The following is an 18484-nucleotide window of genomic DNA, read 5'->3' on the forward strand; positions in this document are numbered from 1 at the left end:
AGGACGTTCACAAAATCATTACAATTAACCTACATATAGTTTGTCGGGTTTTATCCCGAACAGTGACATAGGTCACGATAACAACATTATTTTAATTTTTAATCATCTGATTTGACAATCATTAAACAAAGTTGTTACAAACGACACCAGAAAAAGCATATAATGCGTAAAAGTTATGGGGTCACTCTTTCACCGGAGATTTAGTTATGTAACAGTGTGGAAGTATTGACCAATACCTTCAGGACAGTTATTAGTGATAGACAGGTTAAATAATTCGGATTGCTAAGTTGTTGATTTGTTACTATTTCACCATGAGTTAACTGATTTACCTGCAAGCGCCCATTGCTCTGTACCCTGGTTTTCGCCTCTATCGCAGAGCGGCGAGCCGAATAAAAAACTGGTAACGGTTGATTGATGTATCGAAAACAAGTCTGACTTCCGCAGTCTTAAGTAATAAGGCGCTAAGGAGACCGTAAATGGCTGATACTAAAGCAAAAATCACTCTAAATGGTGACGCTGCTATTGAACTGGATGTGCTGAAAGGTACGCTCGGTCAAGATGTTATTGATATTCGTAGCCTTGGCTCAAAGGGGATGTTTACTTTTGACCCAGGTTTCACCTCTACCGCATCCTGCGAATCCAAAATTACGTTCATCGATGGTGATGAAGGCATTTTGCTGCATCGCGGCTTCCCGATTGACCAGTTGGCGACCGAGTCCAACTATCTGGAAGTGTGTTATATCCTGCTGTACGGCGAAAAACCGACGCAGGAGGAGTACGACGAGTTCAAAACCACGGTCACTCGCCATACCATGATTCACGAGCAGATCACGCGTCTGTTCCACGGTTTCCGCCGCGACTCTCACCCGATGGCCGTTATGTGCGGTGTCACCGGGGCGCTGGCTGCGTTCTATCACGATTCGCTGGACGTAAATAATGCGCGTCACCGTGAAATCGCCGCTTTCCGTCTGCTGTCCAAAATGCCGACCATGGCAGCGATGTGTTACAAATACTCCATCGGCCAGCCGTTCGTTTACCCGCGCAATGATCTCTCCTACGCCGGTAACTTCCTGAACATGATGTTCTCCACGCCGTGCGAAAAATACGAAGTTAATCCAATCCTGGAACGCGCCATGGACCGTATCCTGATCCTGCACGCTGACCACGAACAGAACGCCTCGACCTCTACCGTACGTACCGCAGGTTCTTCTGGCGCGAACCCGTTTGCCTGCATCGCGGCTGGTATTGCTTCCCTGTGGGGACCGGCACACGGCGGCGCCAACGAAGCTGCGCTGAAAATGCTGGAAGAAATCAGCTCAGTTAAACACATTCCGGAATTTGTTCGCCGCGCGAAAGACAAGAATGATTCTTTCCGCCTGATGGGCTTTGGTCACCGTGTTTACAAAAACTATGACCCGCGCGCCACCGTGATGCGTGAAACCTGCCATGAAGTGCTGAAAGAGCTGGGCACCAAAGATGATCTGCTGGAAGTGGCAATGGAGCTTGAGCACATTGCGCTCAACGACCCGTACTTCATCGAGAAGAAACTCTACCCGAACGTCGACTTCTACTCTGGCATCATTCTGAAAGCGATGGGCATTCCGTCCTCCATGTTCACTGTGATCTTCGCTATGGCGCGTACCGTTGGCTGGATTGCACACTGGAACGAAATGCACACCGACGGCATGAAAATCGCCCGTCCTCGTCAGCTGTATACCGGCTACGACAAGCGCGACTTTAAGTCTGATATTAAGCGTTAATTGTCTGCCGGATAGCGCTCTCGCCTGTCCGGCCTACTCCCTTGTATCTTCCAGGCCGGACAGGGTGTTAATGCCGCTGTCCGGTCTGTTTATTCTTGACCCACATTATTTTATTCTCATCACGTTTTCTCTATGATTTACTGAGATCTTCCTCATTTCACTCAGGAGCATGGGATGCCTGTTTTGCAGTGGAGCCTGCTATTTCTGCTATCACTCCTTCTTTCCCTGTTCTTTCTGTTGATACATCTTCCAGGCGCATTGCTGCTCGGCTCGATGATTGTCGGTATCATTTTCAGTATGCGCGGGATCTCCCTGCACCCTCCCCGCTGCACATTTCTTGCCGCTCAGGCCATTCTCGGCTGCATGATTGCGCAAAACCTCACTGGATCCATTTTAACGACACTTGCGGCACACTGGCCGATGGTGATTGTCATCCTGCTGGCAACCCTGATTAGCAGCGCGGTGATCGGCTGGCTGCTGGTTCGCTACAGCAATCTACCGGGGAACACCGGCGCGTGGGGGTCATCACCTGGCGGGGCAGCCGCGATGGTTGCGATGGCGCAGGATTATGGCGCTGACATCCGCCTGGTGGCGTTTATGCAGTATTTGCGCGTACTGTTGGTGGTCGGCGCTGCCGCGCTGGTCACCCGATTTGTCATGGGCGAACAGGCACAAACGGTCGGCCAGCAAATCGTCTGGTTTCCACCGCTGAGTCTTAGTCTGTTAAGTACCATACTGCTGGCCGCAGTTGCCGGTGTAGCCGGGCGCTTACTGCGTATCCCCTCCGGCGTGATGTTACTGCCCATGCTGGCGGGCGCATTGCTAAACGCAGGCGGTATAATGGTCATTGAACTGCCGGAATGGTTACTGGCGATAGCGTATATGGCGATTGGCTGGCAAATCGGTCTTGGCTTTGACAAACAGATCTTTTTAATGGCGCTGCGGCCACTGCCGCAAATATTGTTGTCCATTTTTTCACTGATGGCGATTTGTGCCGCGATGGCCTGGGGGCTGGCGCATTATATGCAAATCGACTTTCTCACCGCCTATCTGGCGACCAGCCCTGGCGGAGTGGATTCCATCGCGGTAATTGCCGCTGGCAGCCACGCCGATATAGCGCTAATCATGGCGATGCAAACCCTGCGGCTGTTCAGTATTTTATTGACCGGTCCGGCGGTGGCACGTTTTATTTCAGCGCATGCGCCAAGACAGTCCACCTAATGCTGGCAGCCCGGACACCAGTAAAAGGGTCGCGAGGAAAGAGTCGTTTTCTCGATGATGCCGCCACAGCGCTCACAGGCTTCGCCATCCCGATGAAAGACCTTAAAGCGAAACAGCGCGCCGTGGTGTTTATTGTCATCGACCTGGCCGCGAGTGTTATACGACAGACGTGGAATATCAAGTAGCGCTTGCGCCAGCGCATCCAACTGTTCATCGCTAAGCTGTGACGCTTTATGCTGACCGGTCAACCCCACATGCCAGAGAATTTCTACCCGCAGATAGTTACCTAATCCCGCCAGAAATGCCTGATCCAACAGCAGCCCGGAAAACTGGCGATTGCGAAAACGGGATGACAGCAGACGCGTTTTTACCTCTGCGGCCGTTAAACGCAAATCCAGCACGTCCGGTCCAACCCGTTGCAGAAATGGATGGGTGGTGAGCTGCTCTGGCGTCAGCATTTCGATGTCAGACGCGCTATACAGCAGGATAGTTTTATCCTCGGTTTGCAGCCTGACGCGCAGCACCCGCGTGGTTTGCGGAATGTTGCCGGTATCGACCACTCGCCACACGCCGTAAAGCTGATTGTGGCTATACAGCGTCAGGCCATTGGAAAAATGGGTCAGCAAGGCTTTACCCCGCGTTTCAAGCTGGGTAACACTCTGCCCGATGAGTTGGGATTGATACGGTTTTAACTGCTCAAAGGCAAACCAGACATCCGTCAGGGGTTTACCTTTGACTGCCGCCTCCAGGGTATCCGCCGCGCGGCGGATCTCCGGGCCTTCAGGCATAATACTGTCCTTTGTTAATGTGTTGCGCCGCCTGTTACCGCGATATCGCTTTCCAACTGCAATGCGGTGGCAATCGCGACCTCCAGCGCCCGACGTACTGTTTCCGCCGCCATACTTGGCGCACCGGGGTGCTGCGCGGCCTGTTGTGGCAGATAAGGAATATGAATAAAACCGCCCTTCACTGCCGGCACGTCGCGTAATTTATGCAGCAGGCCATACATCACGTGGTTACACACGAAGGTACCCGCCGTCTGAGAAACCGAGGCCGGAATTCCCGCGTTGCGCATGGCGACAACCATCGCTTTGATCGGCAATGTGCTGAACCACGCCGCAGGGCCATCGGCCACAATCGGTACATCAATCGGCTGTTGCCCCTGATTATCCGCAATACGCGCATCGTCAACATTGATCGCCACGCGCTCCACGGTGATATCCGTTCTGCCACCCGCCTGCCCCACCGCCAGCACCAGCGATGGCGACAATGCGTCAATCGCGGCATTGAGTACGGAGAGAGACTCGCCAAAGACGCACGGCAACTGGCGAGCAACGACACGGCATCCATCGATGATAGCATTGTCGAGACCCGAGACCACTTCCCAGGAAGGGTTAACTGACTCGCCGCCAAAGGGTTCAAATCCCGTGATGAGTACTGTTTTCATCCTTCCTCCTTACAGGAACATCAGGAAATACATCAGGAAAACGTTAACCAACAGCAGCAGTATGCCGGTTGGCACCTGCGCTTTAATCACCGCGTTTTTGTCTGGTAGCTCCAGCAGCGCCGCAGGCACAATATTGAAGTTCGCCGCCATTGGCGTCATCAATGTTCCGCAATAGCCGGAGAACATACCAATCGCCGCCATCACCGCCGGGTTACCACCGTGTTGCAGTACGAGGATCGGAATACCGATTCCCGCGGTCACGATCGGGAAAGCGGCAAACGCATTGCCCATCACCATCGTCAACAAGGCCATACCAATGGTGTACACCGCCACCGCGATAAAACGGCTATCCACCGCCAGATATTCCTGGGTCAGATATGAAATGCCGCTGCCGACGCCCGCCGCAGTAAACAACAGTCCGAGCGTGGCCAGGATCTGCGGCAGGATGAATGCCCACCCGATGGAGTCCAGCAGTCGGCGTGCCTCCTGAATCGGCTGATGCACCCGCTCATGGGTCATTTTTATCGCCATCGCCAGACCAATCAACGAACCTGCGGTCATCGAAAAGAGCGTCACCAGCGTGGCATGATTACCCGGCCCAAACAGCGCATCCTGTAAACCCGGAATATGGTTGAACATCAGCACGCCGATAACGGTTACCACCGGGATCGCCAGCGCCGGAAAAAACAGGCGATTACCCAGACGACTGGCGCTCTCTTCGCGCTGTTGCTGCGTTCGTTGATGGTAGCTTCCCAGCTTTACGCCGCCGAAACCGGCGATCAGGGCCAGTATGACCACCGCGACGCCGACAGCAATATGCACCGCGCGTTTATCGCCAAACAGCGAGTATGTCCAGTCGCCAAGCAGAAAGAGAACGCCGTACAGGCCCCAAAACAGACCGGTGGTTAAGCGACGCGGGTTAGCCTTATCCCGCCAGGACATCAGCGCCACAATCAGTAATACCGCGCCTGCCAGCCAGTAGAGATAGCTTTGCTGAAAATTCATTTCGCTTCCCCTTTCGCTGCGGCATTCGCTTTCGCTACTTCACGCTGCAAATAGCTATCCAGCCGCCACAGACGCGTGCCGTGGATCAGGAAGGCGCAAATTGCCGTCGGGATCCCCCACAGGGCGATATGCAGCGGTTCGGTCTGGATCCCGCCCGATTCCAGCATAAAATTGTGCATGAATATGATGGCACCGAAGGCAACAAAGATATCTTCACCGAAAAACAGCCCAACGTTATCAGTCGCGGCAGACATGGCGCGCAGACGATAACGAACCGCGCCCGGTATCTCACCGTGGTTTTTCTCGGCGGCCCCTTCCGCCATTGGCGCCAGCAGCGGACGCACCATCTGCGGATGTCCCCCCAGGCTGGTCAGCCCTAAGGCGGCGGTCGCCTCACGAATAAACAGATAGACAATGAGCAGACGGCCGCTGGTGGCGCTGCGGATTTTGGCAATCCACGCCTGAGCGCGCTCTTTGAGTCCGTGACGCTCCAGCAGACCAATAACCGCCAGGGGGATCAGCAGGATAAACGGCAGGTTGCGGGTGTTGAGAAATCCCTCACCCAGCTTTTCCAGAATGGTAGCGATTGGCATATGCGCCGCCAGTCCGGTGACGATCCCGGCAATAATGACCACCAATACCGGGTTAAAACGTAAAAGAAATCCGACCACAATGACGGCGATACCCGTCAATGGCCAGAGAGAAATGACCTCTCCCATAATTAAATCCCTTATGTTGTTGTGTAATATATTATTGTTTTTTATGAAAAATTTATGCGCTAATTTGAATATTGCATGCTTCGAATGCGCTGCGCAAGCGACGGGCAAAAGCGAGTGCGTGCTCGCCATCCCCATGAATGCATACCGTTTGGGCTATCACGTTCGCCCATGTTCCGCTCTGGCTTTTTACTCTACCGGATTGCACCATTTCTAGCGTTTGCGCCAGCGCCTGCTCTTCATCCTCAATCAATGCACCAGGCTGGCTACGCGGAACCAGACTGCCGTCAGCCTGATAACCCCGATCGGCAAAAACCTCCTGACGCGTCACCAGGCCATAATGTTCCCCGGCGCGAATCAGTTCGCTTCCCGCCAGCCCCACCAGAACCAGCGAAGGATCGCAGGCATGCACCGCTTTCGCAATCGCATCCGCCAACTGTGGATCTTTTGCCGCCTGGTTATAAAGCATACCGTGGGGTTTCACATGGCGCATCACGCCGCCTTCCGCGCGCGTAATGGCTGCCAGCGCGCCAATTTGATACAGCGTCTGCGCATAAACCGTTTCCACAGGCAGAGTCATGGCGCTACGGCCAAAATTCTCCCGATCCGGAAAGCTCGGATGTGCGCCTACCGCCACGCCATTTTTTAGCGCTTCACGCACGCTTAAAAGCATGGTTTGCGCATCACCGGCGTGAAATCCACAGGCGATATTAGCTGACGACACCAGTTGCAGCAGCGATGCATCGTTAGCACAGCCCTCACCGAGGTCTGCGTTGAGATCAATTTTCATTATTAAGTCGCCATGTTAACTGTTGCAGGTAACGCTGCTGATCGTGGCGCGCCTTAAGCGCTTCCTCCAGCGAACACTGCACAAAATGAATCGGCTGACCGAGCGGGATCTGCGCCAGATGGTACATATCCGCTTCGATGATACAGGCGATGCGCGGATAGCCGCCCGTCGTCTGGGCATCGTTCATCAGCACGATCGGTTGACCATTATGCGGAACCTGCACCACGCCGGGGAGTAAGCCATGCGACAGCAACTCGCGATCGGTCATACGCGTCAACGGCTGCCCCTGCAGGCGATAGCCCATCCGGTTGCTTTGCGGGCTAAGCTGCCACGGCGAACGCCAGAAAGACGCCTGCGAGACCTCGTCAAATTCCTGGTATTCAGGCCCGGGCAGCGCGCGAATGTGGTTTCCCCACATCAGCTGTTTTACCCCCTGAGGTCCGCTGAATTGCCGGGTAGATGCCCCAATCGCCAGCCGATCGCCATCACGCAGCAGACGCCCCTCCAGCCCGCCAATGCCGACTTTAAGATCGGTGCTGCGCGAGCCCATGACTTCGGGAACATCAAATCCGCCCGCAACCGCCAGATAACTACGCATACCATGATGTGGACGTTTTAGCGTCAGTCGCTGTCCCGCTTTCACCGGCAATCGCCACCCACTCCACACAGGAGCACGATCCAGATGCGCTTCGCATCCGGCGCCGGTCAGGGCAAACCAACCATCGGCTTCAAATTCGACTACCAGTTGCCCCAGCGTGATTTCCAGCGCAGCGGCATTCGCATCATTTCCCACCAGCAGGTTAGCAACGTTTAACGCCGGTTTATCCAGCGCGCCGCAGTGGCTGATGCCGGATTGACGAAAATTGTGGCGTCCGCCGTCCTGGACCGAGGTGTACATGCCCGCACGAATGATGTTTAACATACCCCCTCCTTCTGCGGAACAAAACGCACGGTATCCCCAGCGCGCAACAGGATCGGCTCTTCTCGTTTTGGATCAAATAACGACTCGGAGGTACGCCCAATCAATTGCCATCCGCCGGGCGTGGCAAGCGGATAGACCCCCGTTTGCGATCCACCGATACCTACAGAACCTGCCGGAACAAGCAGACGCGGTTCTGACCGTCTGGGGGTATGGAGTGGTTCAGGTAAGCTCCCCAGATAGGGGAACCCTGGCTGAAAGCCAATAAACCACACCACATAGTCGACTGACGCATGAAGTTCAACAACCTGCTTGTCGCTTAATCCACTGTGCCGGGCGACCTCTGCCAGATCGGGGCCAAACTCACCGCCATAAGTCACGGGAATTTCAATAAAACGCGAATCCGGTTCCAGCGCTTCGCTCTCTTCCCACCAGCGCTGCAGGCGTTCAATCGCATCCAGCGCCAGCGTTTGTGGGTCACGCAAGATCACCGTGATATTGTTCATTCCTGGAATCGCTTCACGTACATTCGGAGCATCAACCAGACGCTGGGCCAGACGCCAGATACGTTTTTGAGTCGCCAGCGTAATGGGCGGCTCCAGTTCCAGAACTACCGCAGTCTCACCTAACAGATAACAACGCGCTCGCTGCACTTTCGTCCCTCTTTATTACGCTGGGTTAGGAATATCAATAAAAGTGACATCCAGATCGGTATTTTCATTCAGCCATTCGCTTAATGCGCGAATCCCGCCGCGTTCGGTCGCATGGTGACCGGCAGCATAAAAATGCAGCCCCTGTTCGCGGGCAGAGTGAATGGTTTGCTCTGAGACTTCACCGGTGATAAAGGCATCGACGCCAAACCGGGCTGCGCTATCAATGAAGCTTTGACCGCCCCCCGTACACCACGCGACGCGTTGCACCTTTTCCGGCCCGGTATCACCGCACCATAACGGTTTACGGCCCAGACGCGCTTCAATCCACGACGCCAGCTCTAGCCCCGGAACCGGCATAGAGAGTTCACCCCACGGTACCAGCGGCTCAATTTCCCCCATCACGGTAATCCCCAATAGCGCGGCAAGCTGCGCGTTATTGCCCAGTTCCGGATGGGCATCCAGCGGCAGATGCCAGCCATACAGGTTAATATCATTTTCCAACAGCGTTTTCAGACGATGGCGCTTCATGCCGCGAATCACCGGAGATTCGCCTTTCCAGAAATAACCGTGATGAACGATGACCGCATCGGCCTGCAGGCGCACTGCCTCGTCCAGCAGCGCCTGGCTTGCGGTCACGCCGGTCACGATTTTATGCACCGTCTCTTTGCCCTCAACCTGCAAACCGTTCGGCGCATAGTCGCTAATGGCGGCGCTGTTCAGTTTGTCATTGATCAGTTGTTCCAGTTCGGTGTTTTTCATCATCGTCCTCGTTGTCATAAGTTCTGCCTGCCCAATCAGCAACACAGCTTAGGTTAAAATAGCGTCCTCGCCTGCGTTCGTCGATAGTCATTTCACTGACACATTAAGAAACAATCACACCACTGTAGAACGTAATTTGCATACCACCACATGATCTAATTCATGTATATTTATGCAATCAGACAGCATATTGCAAAAATAATCAGATCTGTATCAAAGTTACAACTTTAAGGAAACACGCTCGCACAGCACATTCAACCTGTTGCGAGACATTTACTTCGAGAAAACAATGAATAAACAAGCATCTCAACCGCGGGCGATTTATTACGTTGTCGCGCTACAAATTTGGGAATATTTCAGTTTTTACGGTATGCGTGCGCTGCTGATTCTGTATCTCACTAACCAGCTTAAGTACGACGATAATCACGCCTACGAACTGTTCAGCGCCTACTGCTCGTTGGTCTACGTCACGCCCATTCTCGGAGGGTATCTGGCAGATAAAGTGCTCGGCAACCGGATGGCGGTGATGATCGGCGCATTTTTGATGGCGGTGGGGCATCTGGTGTTGGGCGCCAGCGAAATGGCCCCGGCATTCCTTTATTTATCCCTAGCGATTATCGTCTGTGGCTACGGTCTGTTTAAATCCAACGTCAGTTGCCTGCTGGGTGAACTGTATCAGCCTGAAGATCCCCGCCGCGACGGTGGGTTCTCTCTGCTCTACGCCGCCGGCAACATCGGCTCAATCATTGCCCCGATAGCCTGTGGCTATGTGCAGGAAGAGTACAGCTGGGCGATGGGGTTTGCGCTGGCCGCTATCGGCATGCTGGCAGGGCTGGTGATTTTCTTATGTGGTAATCGCCATTTCGCCCATACCACCGGCGTCAATAAGGCTGTTCTGCGCGCGAAAAAATACATGTTGCCGAACTGGGCCTGGTTGTTAGTTCTGCTGGTTGCCGCCCCACTGCTGATTACTGTCTTGTTCTGGAAAGAGTGGTCCGTGTACGCCCTGATCGTTGCTACTGTTATCGGTCTGGCGGTTCTGGCGAAGATTTACCGCCAGGCGCAAACCCAGAAGCAGCGCAAAGAGCTGGGGCTCATCGTCACGCTGACCTTCTTTAGCCTGCTGTTCTGGGCCTTTGCTCAACAGGGCGGTAGCTCAATCAGCCTGTATATCGACCGCTTTGTTAATCGCGACATTATGGGGTATTCCGTACCCACCGCGATGTTCCAGTCAGTTAACGCCTTTGCGGTTATGCTGTGCGGTATCGTGCTGGCATGGGTGGTCAAAGAGAGCGCAGGCGGCAATCGCACCGTACGCATCTGGGGCAAATTTGCCCTTGGTCTCGGTTTAATGAGCGCCGGTTTTTGTATTCTGACCTTAAGTGCCCGCTGGTCCGCCGCTTACGGCCACTCTTCCATGCCGCTGATGGTATTGGGGCTGGCGGTCATGGGCTTTGCGGAACTGTTTATCGACCCGGTGGCAATGTCACAAATTACCCGCATTGAGATCCCCGGAGTAACCGGTGTATTAACCGGCATTTATATGCTGCTTTCCGGCGCAATCGCCAACTACCTGGCTGGGGTGATCGCCGACCAGACGTCACAAGGTTCGTTTGACGCTGCCGGCGCCATCAACTATTCCATCAATGCCTATATCGACGTCTTTAGCGAAATTACCTGGGGCGCACTGGCCTGTGTGGTACTGGTGCTGCTGATTTGGCTGTACCAGTCGCTGAAATTCAGAAACCGTGCGTTAGCGGTAGAGTCCTGAATGCACAGGCCCGATGATGTGATAAGATTCGGGCCTGTTTTTTCAGGTAATTATGCATCAATTGCTGCGAGTTCCTCTTCAGTAAGACCTGTAACCAGTAGCACCATTGTGCGATCTATACCTTGTTCCAGCATGGTTTGCGCTATACGTAATGCGGCCTCTTGTTTACCCTGCTGTAATCCCTGCTGTAACCCTTCCTGTAATCCATCTAACCGTAACCGCTCTGCAATAGTCATCAGCCTCTCCTTATGTTGGGGGATCCGTTGCGCTATCTCCTGCATAAATTCATTAAAACGAGATTCGTCGCCAGATTGTAGGATGTAATTAAACATCGCCTGTAATTGCGTGTCATTAGCGCATCCAGTAAGTAGCAGCGTGGCCAGTTGCTCTACCAGCCCCAGCAAATCCCGCTGACGGATATGTTTTTGCATTAATTCCAGCAGCGCCATTCGTCTGTGAGCCATGATCTCATCATCGGGTACCACCGTTATGTCTACCAACGGAAATGCGCTGGAATAAAGCTGTCTTGCCGCCACGGGGTCAGCAAAGGCATCCAGCCAGCACAATGAGTACGGATAGGGGCTTCGGCAGCCATGATAAAAGAGCATCGGTATCACCAGAGGCAGTTCCTTATGCCCTGCGTCCAGATGACGCTGCATCGCCGCCATCGCATAACGCAACAGACGAAAAGCCATATGCGGCTCAGCTGAACTTTGATGCTCTATCACCACATAGACATAACCGTCACCGTTGCGTGTGTGCAAAGACCAGAGCACGTCGGAGTAGCGCGAACGTAAATCCGCTTCAATAAAGCTTTCTGACTCCAGCTTCAGCGAATTCAAATCGCAAAGCATCCGCAGTTCAGCTGGCAGGTGAATGTCGAGAAAATCCCGCGCCGTTTCGGGATGATGTAAAAACGTTTTAAATACCGCATCGTGCGGTGTGGAGGTTGTTGGCATTGTCATCAAGTTCCATCACCCGAATGAAGATGACGGAACTTTACTGCCAGATAAAAGCATCTGCATCAGGGCATTAACAACCTTGCGCGCACGCTTCAGCGCTAAACGCGCCCAACTGCAACAAATTCATTTTGCTGGAAGGCATTACGCAGAAATCCACCCTGCCTTTACCCTTTTCGCGCCGCCTCATATGCCGCCAGCGTAGCCAGTCTGGCCTGCTTATGATCGACAATCGGGCGAGGATAGTTGAGCGTCACCTGCGCTTTTTCCGCCCACGACCACGGCTCATGGATGGCTTTACCCGGCACATCGCGCAATTCCGGCAGCCACTGGCGGATAAACTCACCGTCACGGTCAAATTTTTCGCCCTGCGTCGTGGGGTTAAATATGCGGAAATACGGTGCGGCATCGGTTCCGGTGGATGCGGCCCACTGCCAGCCGCCGTTATTGGCCGCCAGGTCGCCATCGATCAGTTGCGACATGAAATACTGCTCCCCTTTACGCCAGTCGATCAGCAGGTCTTTTACTAAAAAACTGGCCGTAATCATGCGTAAACGATTATGCATCCAGCCCGTGGCGTTGAGCTGACGCATCGCCGCATCCACAATCGGGTAACCCGTTTGACCCGTTTGCCAGGCCTGCAAATGCGTCGGGTTATTCTGCCATTGCACGCGATCGGTCCAGCGGATAAAGGGTTGATACCGACACAGCGCCGGATGATACGTCATCAGATGACGATAAAATTCACGCCAGATAAGCTCGTTCAGCCAGACGCTGCCCGCCCCGCCCTCAAGCGCCTGCGGCTGCTCTGCGAGCAGTCGATTCAGGCATTGGCGCGGCGATAACCCGCCTGTCGCCAGGCTTGCGGATAATCGACTGGTCCCGTCAATCGCGGGAAAATCACGCTGCTGTTCGTATTTTCCCGCAGCCTGCTGGCAAAACTGGCGTAATTGCGCGATGGCCAATTTTTCCTCTGCCACAAACCTTTGGGCATCAAAATCTTGCTGCGGATAGCTCAGCGTTATTGATGTTAACGGTGCGTCAAGAGCGCCGCTTTCTCTCATTTTTGGCGCGCTCACACATTCTGGAATACCGTCTTTAATCCGCTTCAGCCAGGCATTTTTAAAGGGCGTGAACACTTTATACATCTCATGATTGCCGGTCATCACCGCTCCAGGAGGCAGGATCACGCTGTCATCAAACCCTTCGCACACCACCTGGGGTAATGATTTCTCTACGTTTACATCACGCTGTCGTTCGTTTATTTCATATTGATAGTTATAAAATAATCGACTGACGTCATACTGCAGGCAGACACGTTTGACGGTGTCCACGCTGGCCGCAAAATCAGCCACTTCATGAAACAGTAAAGGGATGCCTTTTTCTGCCAGCGCCGCTTGTAACGCATTCAACTGCGCGTTGACAAATGCCGCCTGACGCGGGGCCATATCGTGGGCCTTCCACTGCCCGGGGGTAGATATATATAACGCCAGCACCTGCGCAGAACGATCCCGACAAGCCGCCGCCAGCGCGAGGTTGTCGTGCAGACGTAAATCACGCCGAAACCAGACCAAATGGGTGGTCATAACACTCCTGAAGAAAAAAATTAACGCCCGTAGCGCAAACGCAGAGCCTCTGGCCAGGGATTGAAATAGCGCTGCCCGGAAAGATAAGCATCCGGGTATTCCGCCATATAGTGTTTGAGTAATGTTATTGGCGCAAGCAGCGGTTGAGTCGCACGTCGATAGCCGTCAATGAGAGAGGCCAGCTCTTGTCGCTGACGAGAATTTAATTGCGTACGAAAATACCCCTCGCGCTTATCACTAAAACGCAGGGAGACAGCCTCACCCTCTTTGACCAGATGCAGCGCAGGTCGTGGGACCGGTAACCCGATCCCCATTTCAGGGCATACGGGTTCAAACGCGACCCACGGCGACAGTTCTTCCACAGCAAAGGCCAGGCGCTTATGCCCACCATCATAGCGAACCGCTTCCCCCAACAGACAGGCACTGATACCAACAGGGATTTTCTCGCTCATGATCGCTCCTTTTCATTCCTGAGATAAGTGTAGCTATCATGAGCAAAAAAGCCGCTGATATCAGCGGCTTTTAGGATTCATAAATTATCAATAGAAATCGCAGGTGGCTTTTTCAGCCTGCTCCATCCACACCGGCTTATCACTGGTTTTAGACCAGACGCGATGCAGGTAGCTGTAAAAACGGGCACGGTCTTTCCAGAACAGCATGACCGGCAGCGCCAGTACGCCCGCCACTACGGCAAAGGTACGGCGTAAGAAAACAATGTGTGCTGGATATTCTTTATAAAAGTCCATAATCCTCTCCCATATAACTGTTCGGTGAATCGCACCGGAAAAATAAAGTTGGTTAACTGATGAAAATAATACCGCCTTGTGTGTAATTTTACTACTCATCCGACCACTTATTTTTATCTATTTATGCCCCGTTTAGCTTAAAACCGTAATTAAGTTACATAAAAGTTAAATTAATACTAACCATTAGTTAAATAATGGTTTTTGCCATTTTTATACTTTTTTTACACCCCGCCCGCCGATTTTTGCGAAATCTTTGCAAGCAAAAACCTACGCTCTGGTTATCACATTTATGCCACTGGAGGTGCACTGTGAGTGCAGGCGTGATAACCGGCATTGGGCTGGTCTTTTTATTATTAGGTTACCTTGTGTATGCCCTGATTAATGCGGAGGCGTTCTGATGGCGGCTCAAGGTTTTTTACTCATTGCCAGTTTCTTGCTGGTGCTGTTTGTCATCGCCAGACCGCTGGGGTTTGGACTGGCCCGACTCATCAATAATACGTCCCTACCGGGCCTCGCTGGCGTGGAGAGTGTGCTCTGGCGTGGTCTGGGCATTTCGCAACAGGAGATGAACTGGCGGCAGTATCTGCTGGCAATCCTCGCGCTCAATGTACTGGGCCTGCTGGTCCTGTTTTCGATGCTGATGGCGCAAAACCTGCTGCCGCTGAATCCTCAGCAGCTTCCAGGACTTTCATGGCATCTGGCGCTCAACACGGCAGTGAGTTTTGTCACCAATACCAACTGGCAATCTTATGCCGGTGAAACCACTTTAAGCTACTTCAGCCAGATGGCTGGGTTGACCGTGCAGAACTTCCTGTCCGCGGCGACCGGGATTGCGGTGATTTTTGCCCTGACGCGTGCCTTTACGCGCCAGAATATGGATACGCTGGGTAATGCCTGGGTTGATCTGGTTCGTATTACGCTGTGGATCCTCGTGCCGATCGCGCTGCTCATCGCCCTGTTTTTTATTCAACAAGGCGCGCTGCAAAACGTATTGCCCTATCAGCCCATCACGACGCTTGAAGGGGTGAAACAGTTGCTGCCGATGGGACCTGTCGCTTCGCAGGAAGCGATTAAGATGCTCGGCACCAACGGAGGCGGTTTCTTTAACGCTAACTCAGCACATCCGTTTGAAAACCCAACCGCACTGACCAACCTGGTACAGATGCTGGCTATTTTCTTAATTCCTACCGCGCTGTGTTTTGCATTTGGCGATGTGGTGGGCGATCGTCGTCAGGGCCGGACCCTGTTATGGGCCATGTCGCTCATTTTTGTCATCTGCGTAACCGTCGTGATGTGGGCCGAAGTTCAGGGCAACCCGCATCTGATGCAGTTAGGTGCAGACAGCAATATCAACATGGAAGGCAAAGAGAGCCGCTTTGGCGTACTGGTCAGCAGTCTGTTTGCGGTCGTCACAACGGCGGCATCCTGTGGCGCAGTGATTGCGATGCATGACTCTTTTACCGCACTCGGCGGAATGGTGCCGATGTGGCTGATGCAAATTGGCGAAGTGGTCTTCGGCGGTGTGGGTTCAGGTCTGTACGGCATGCTGCTGTTCGTATTGCTGGCTGTGTTCATCGCCGGGCTGATGATTGGCCGAACACCGGAATACCTGGGTAAGAAAATCGACGTGCGCGAAATGAAAATGACCGCGCTGGCGATTCTGGTCACACCTGCGCTGGTCCTGCTCGGCACAGCAATAGCAATGATGACCGATGCCGGGCGCAGCGCCATGCTCAACCCGGGTCCACATGGTTTTAGTGAAGTGCTGTATGCCGTGTCATCTGCCGCGAACAACAACGGTAGCGCCTTTGCCGGATTAAGCGCCAATAGCCCGTTCTGGAATTGCCTGCTGGCGCTGTGCATGTTCTTCGGTCGCTTCGGCGTGATCGTACCCGTGATGGCTATTGCCGGGTCGCTGGTCAGTAAAAAGATCCAGCCTGCCAGCCCTGGCACGCTACCTACCCACGGCGCGCTGTTTGTCGGGTTGTTAATCGGTACGGTGTTACTGGTTGGCGCTCTCACCTTTGTTCCTGCCCTGGCCCTTGGCCCGGTCGCAGAATACCTGTCATTACACTGAGTGATGCGGAGCACATTACTATGAGTCGCAAGCAACTGGCGCTGTTCGAACCTTCTCTGGTCGCACAGGCGCTGATGGATGCCGTGAAAAAATTAAGCCCACATACCCAATGGCGTAATCCGGTGATGTTTCTCGTCTGGCTGGGCAGCCTGCTGACCACGCTGTTAACGCTGGCGATGGCAACAGGTTATATGCCAGGCAATCCGTGGTTTACCGGCGCGATTAGTCTGTGGCTGTGGGTTACCGTCCTGTTCGCTAACTTTGCCGAAGCGCTGGCTGAGGGGCGCAGTAAAGCACAGGCGAACAGCCTGAAAGGGGTGAAAAAAACCGCCTTTGCCCGCAAACTTCGCGAACCAAAATACGGCTCGGCCATGGATCACGTCCCTGCCGATGATCTCCGTAAAGGCGATATTGTGCTGGTGGAAGCTGGCGATATTATCCCGTGTGACGGCGAGGTGATAGAAGGTGGCGCATCGGTAGACGAAAGCGCGATTACCGGTGAGTCTGCGCCGGTCATTCGTGAATCCGGTGGCGATTTTGCCTCGGTCACCGGCGGGACTCGCATCCTCTCCGACTGGCTGGTGATTGAATGCAGCGTAAACCCCGGCGAAACATTCCTCGACCGGATGATCGCCATGGTCGAAGGTGCGCAGCGGCGTAAAACCCCCAATGAAATCGCCCTGACGATCCTGCTGATTGCCCTGACTATCGTCTTTCTGCTAGCGACCGCCACGCTATGGCCGTTTTCCGCCTGGGGCGGCAGCGCGGTCAGCGTCACGGTACTGGTTGCCCTGCTCGTTTGTCTGATCCCCACCACCATCGGCGGTCTGCTTTCTGCCATTGGCGTGGCCGGGATGAGCCGTATGCTGGGCGCGAACGTCATTGCCACCAGCGGACGTGCGGTCGAAGCCGCGGGGGACGTGGACGTCCTGCTGCTGGATAAAACCGGCACTATTACGCTGGGTAACCGTCAGGCTTCAGATTTTCTGCCTGCCCAGGGCGTGGACGAAAAAACGCTGGCCGATGCCGCACAGCTTTCATCGCTGGCCGATGAAACACCGGAAGGCCGCAGCATCGTTATTCTGGCAAAACAGCGCTTTAATCTGCGTATTCGCGACGTGCAATCGCTGCACGCGACCTTTGTGCCGTTTACCGCGCAAAGCCGGATGAGCGGTATCAACATCGACAACCGTATGATCCGCAAAGGTTCGGTCGATGCCATTCGTCGTCACGTTGAAGCCAACGGCGGTCACTTCCCCGCCGATGTCGAGCAGAAGGTCGACAACGTCGCTCGCCTTGGCGCTACGCCGCTGGTGGTAGCCGAAGGCTCCCGCGTACTGGGCGTGATAGCCCTGAAAGATATTGTGAAAGGCGGGATCAAAGAACGTTTTGCCCAACTGCGCAAAATGGGGATCAAAACGGTGATGATAACCGGCGATAACCGCCTGACCGCCGCCGCGATCGCCGCAGAAGCCGGGGTGGATGATTTCTTAGCGGAGGCCACGCCGGAAGCCAAGCTGGCGCTGATTCGTCAGTATCAGGCGGAAGGCCGTCTGGTGGCGATGACCGGCGACGGAACCAACGACGCCCCGGCACTGGCGCAGGCGGATGTCGCGGTCGCTATGAACTCCGGGACCCAGGCGGCGAAGGAAGCTGGCAACATGGTGGATCTCGATTCCAACCCCACCAAACTGATTGAAGTGGTGCACATTGGGAAACAGATGCTGATGACGCGCGGCTCGCTGACCACCTTCAGTATCGCCAATGACGTGGCAAAGTATTTCGCCATTATCCCGGCCGCGTTCGCCGCCACCTATCCGCAGCTCAATGCGCTTAACGTCATGGGACTGCATTCGCCGGATTCAGCGATCCTCAGCGCGGTTATCTTTAATGCGCTAATCATCGTTTTTCTGATCCCACTGGCGCTTAAAGGCGTGAGCTACAAGCCGTTATCCGCATCTGCAATGTTGCGCCGTAATTTGTGGATCTACGGTCTGGGCGGTCTGGTGGTGCCATTTATTGGTATTAAAGCGATTGATTTACTGCTGACCCTGTTGGGTCTGGTGTGAGGTTTC

18 protein-coding genes and 1 pseudogene are annotated in these 18484 nt (G+C 54.0%); 7 read left to right on the top strand and 12 right to left on the bottom strand.

Annotation, left to right across the window (positions count from 1 at the left end):
• Positions 1 to 162: 162 nt before the first annotated feature.
• The 3 genes and pseudogenes from M4I31_RS16060 (at position 163) to M4I31_RS16070 (ending at position 2981) form a co-directional block, all read left to right on the top strand.
• Positions 163 to 273: pseudogene (locus M4I31_RS16060) on the top strand (hypothetical protein).
• A gap of 203 nt (positions 274 to 476) precedes the next feature.
• The gene (locus tag M4I31_RS16065; RefSeq protein ID WP_006685463.1) at positions 477 to 1760 is read left to right on the top strand and encodes a citrate synthase; all 1284 of its coding nucleotides are present in this window, start codon (positions 477 to 479) and stop codon (positions 1758 to 1760) included.
• A gap of 174 nt (positions 1761 to 1934) precedes the next feature.
• Positions 1935 to 2981: an AbrB family transcriptional regulator gene (locus tag M4I31_RS16070; RefSeq protein ID WP_085047494.1), complete on the top strand. Its 1047-nt coding sequence runs from the start codon at positions 1935 to 1937 to the stop codon at positions 2979 to 2981.
• On the opposite strand, the gene nei is transcribed toward M4I31_RS16070, so the two are convergent.
• The 8 genes from nei to ybgI are packed head-to-tail and all read right to left on the bottom strand — an operon-like array spanning position 2978 to position 9270.
• Positions 2978 to 3769, bottom strand: a complete 792-nt coding sequence (gene nei, locus M4I31_RS16075) for an endonuclease VIII (RefSeq protein WP_085047495.1) — start codon at positions 3767 to 3769, stop codon at positions 2978 to 2980. The genes M4I31_RS16070 and nei overlap by 4 nt on opposite strands.
• A 14-nt stretch (positions 3770 to 3783) precedes the next feature.
• Positions 3784 to 4428: a pyroglutamyl-peptidase I gene (gene pcp, locus M4I31_RS16080; RefSeq protein WP_038638875.1), complete on the bottom strand. Its 645-nt coding sequence runs from the start codon at positions 4426 to 4428 to the stop codon at positions 3784 to 3786.
• A gap of 9 nt (positions 4429 to 4437) precedes the next feature.
• A complete protein-coding gene (locus M4I31_RS16085) occupies positions 4438 to 5433 on the bottom strand; it encodes a DUF979 domain-containing protein (RefSeq protein WP_038638872.1) in 996 nt (331 codons plus the stop codon).
• Complete coding sequence (locus M4I31_RS16090; RefSeq protein WP_003831395.1) at positions 5430 to 6152, bottom strand: DUF969 domain-containing protein; 723 nt, start codon at positions 6150 to 6152, stop codon at positions 5430 to 5432. Before M4I31_RS16090 ends, M4I31_RS16085 begins: the two co-directional genes overlap by 4 nt.
• Positions 6153 to 6204: 52 nt before the next feature.
• Complete coding sequence (gene pxpA, locus M4I31_RS16095; RefSeq protein ID WP_085047496.1) at positions 6205 to 6939, bottom strand: 5-oxoprolinase subunit PxpA; 735 nt, start codon at positions 6937 to 6939, stop codon at positions 6205 to 6207.
• Positions 6929 to 7861, bottom strand: a complete 933-nt coding sequence (gene pxpC, locus M4I31_RS16100; RefSeq protein WP_038638865.1) for a 5-oxoprolinase subunit PxpC — start codon at positions 7859 to 7861, stop codon at positions 6929 to 6931. Before pxpC ends, pxpA begins: the two co-directional genes overlap by 11 nt.
• Positions 7855 to 8511, bottom strand: a complete 657-nt coding sequence (gene pxpB / locus M4I31_RS16105) for a 5-oxoprolinase subunit PxpB (RefSeq protein ID WP_085047497.1) — start codon at positions 8509 to 8511, stop codon at positions 7855 to 7857. The genes pxpC and pxpB overlap by 7 nt, the downstream gene beginning before the upstream one ends.
• 15 nt (positions 8512 to 8526) lie before the next feature.
• Positions 8527 to 9270 carry a radiation resistance protein YbgI gene (ybgI, locus tag M4I31_RS16110; protein WP_016152273.1) on the bottom strand — a complete coding sequence of 248 codons (744 nt, stop codon included), beginning with the start codon at positions 9268 to 9270 and terminating at the stop codon, positions 8527 to 8529.
• 289 nt (positions 9271 to 9559) lie between these two features.
• Between ybgI and dtpD the strand changes: the two genes are divergently transcribed.
• The gene (gene dtpD / locus M4I31_RS16115) at positions 9560 to 11041 is read left to right on the top strand and encodes a dipeptide permease DtpD (RefSeq protein WP_085047498.1); all 1482 of its coding nucleotides are present in this window, start codon (positions 9560 to 9562) and stop codon (positions 11039 to 11041) included.
• 50 nt (positions 11042 to 11091) lie between these two features.
• On the opposite strand, the gene M4I31_RS16120 is transcribed toward dtpD, so the two are convergent.
• The 4 genes from M4I31_RS16120 to M4I31_RS16135 all read right to left on the bottom strand — a co-directional run bounded on the left by M4I31_RS16120 (position 11092) and on the right by M4I31_RS16135 (position 14332).
• Complete coding sequence (locus tag M4I31_RS16120; RefSeq protein ID WP_085047499.1) at positions 11092 to 12006, bottom strand: Rpn family recombination-promoting nuclease/putative transposase; 915 nt, start codon at positions 12004 to 12006, stop codon at positions 11092 to 11094.
• A 161-nt stretch (positions 12007 to 12167) separates the two neighbouring features.
• Positions 12168 to 13586: a deoxyribodipyrimidine photo-lyase gene (gene phrB / locus M4I31_RS16125; protein ID WP_085047500.1), complete on the bottom strand. Its 1419-nt coding sequence runs from the start codon at positions 13584 to 13586 to the stop codon at positions 12168 to 12170.
• Positions 13587 to 13606: 20 nt separating this feature from the next.
• On the bottom strand, positions 13607 to 14038 hold the full coding sequence (locus M4I31_RS16130; RefSeq protein ID WP_085047501.1) for a DUF523 and DUF1722 domain-containing protein: 432 nt from the start codon (positions 14036 to 14038) through the stop codon (positions 13607 to 13609).
• An 87-nt stretch (positions 14039 to 14125) separates the two neighbouring features.
• On the bottom strand, positions 14126 to 14332 hold the full coding sequence (locus M4I31_RS16135; RefSeq protein ID WP_003022870.1) for a YbfA family protein: 207 nt from the start codon (positions 14330 to 14332) through the stop codon (positions 14126 to 14128).
• 308 nt (positions 14333 to 14640) lie between these two features.
• Between M4I31_RS16135 and kdpF the strand changes: the two genes are divergently transcribed.
• The 3 genes from kdpF to kdpB are packed head-to-tail and all read left to right on the top strand — an operon-like array spanning position 14641 to position 18478.
• Positions 14641 to 14730: a K(+)-transporting ATPase subunit F gene (gene kdpF, locus M4I31_RS16140; protein ID WP_077949339.1), complete on the top strand. Its 90-nt coding sequence runs from the start codon at positions 14641 to 14643 to the stop codon at positions 14728 to 14730.
• Complete coding sequence (gene kdpA / locus M4I31_RS16145; protein WP_085047502.1) at positions 14730 to 16409, top strand: potassium-transporting ATPase subunit KdpA; 1680 nt, start codon at positions 14730 to 14732, stop codon at positions 16407 to 16409. Before kdpF ends, kdpA begins: the two co-directional genes overlap by 1 nt.
• A gap of 20 nt (positions 16410 to 16429) precedes the next feature.
• Complete coding sequence (gene kdpB / locus M4I31_RS16150; RefSeq protein ID WP_085047503.1) at positions 16430 to 18478, top strand: potassium-transporting ATPase subunit KdpB; 2049 nt, start codon at positions 16430 to 16432, stop codon at positions 18476 to 18478.
• Positions 18479 to 18484 lie beyond the last annotated feature (6 nt).

It is taken from the genome of Citrobacter sp. XT1-2-2, from assembly GCF_023516235.1.
GTDB classification, from domain to species: Bacteria; Pseudomonadota; Gammaproteobacteria; order Enterobacterales; family Enterobacteriaceae; genus Citrobacter; species Citrobacter werkmanii.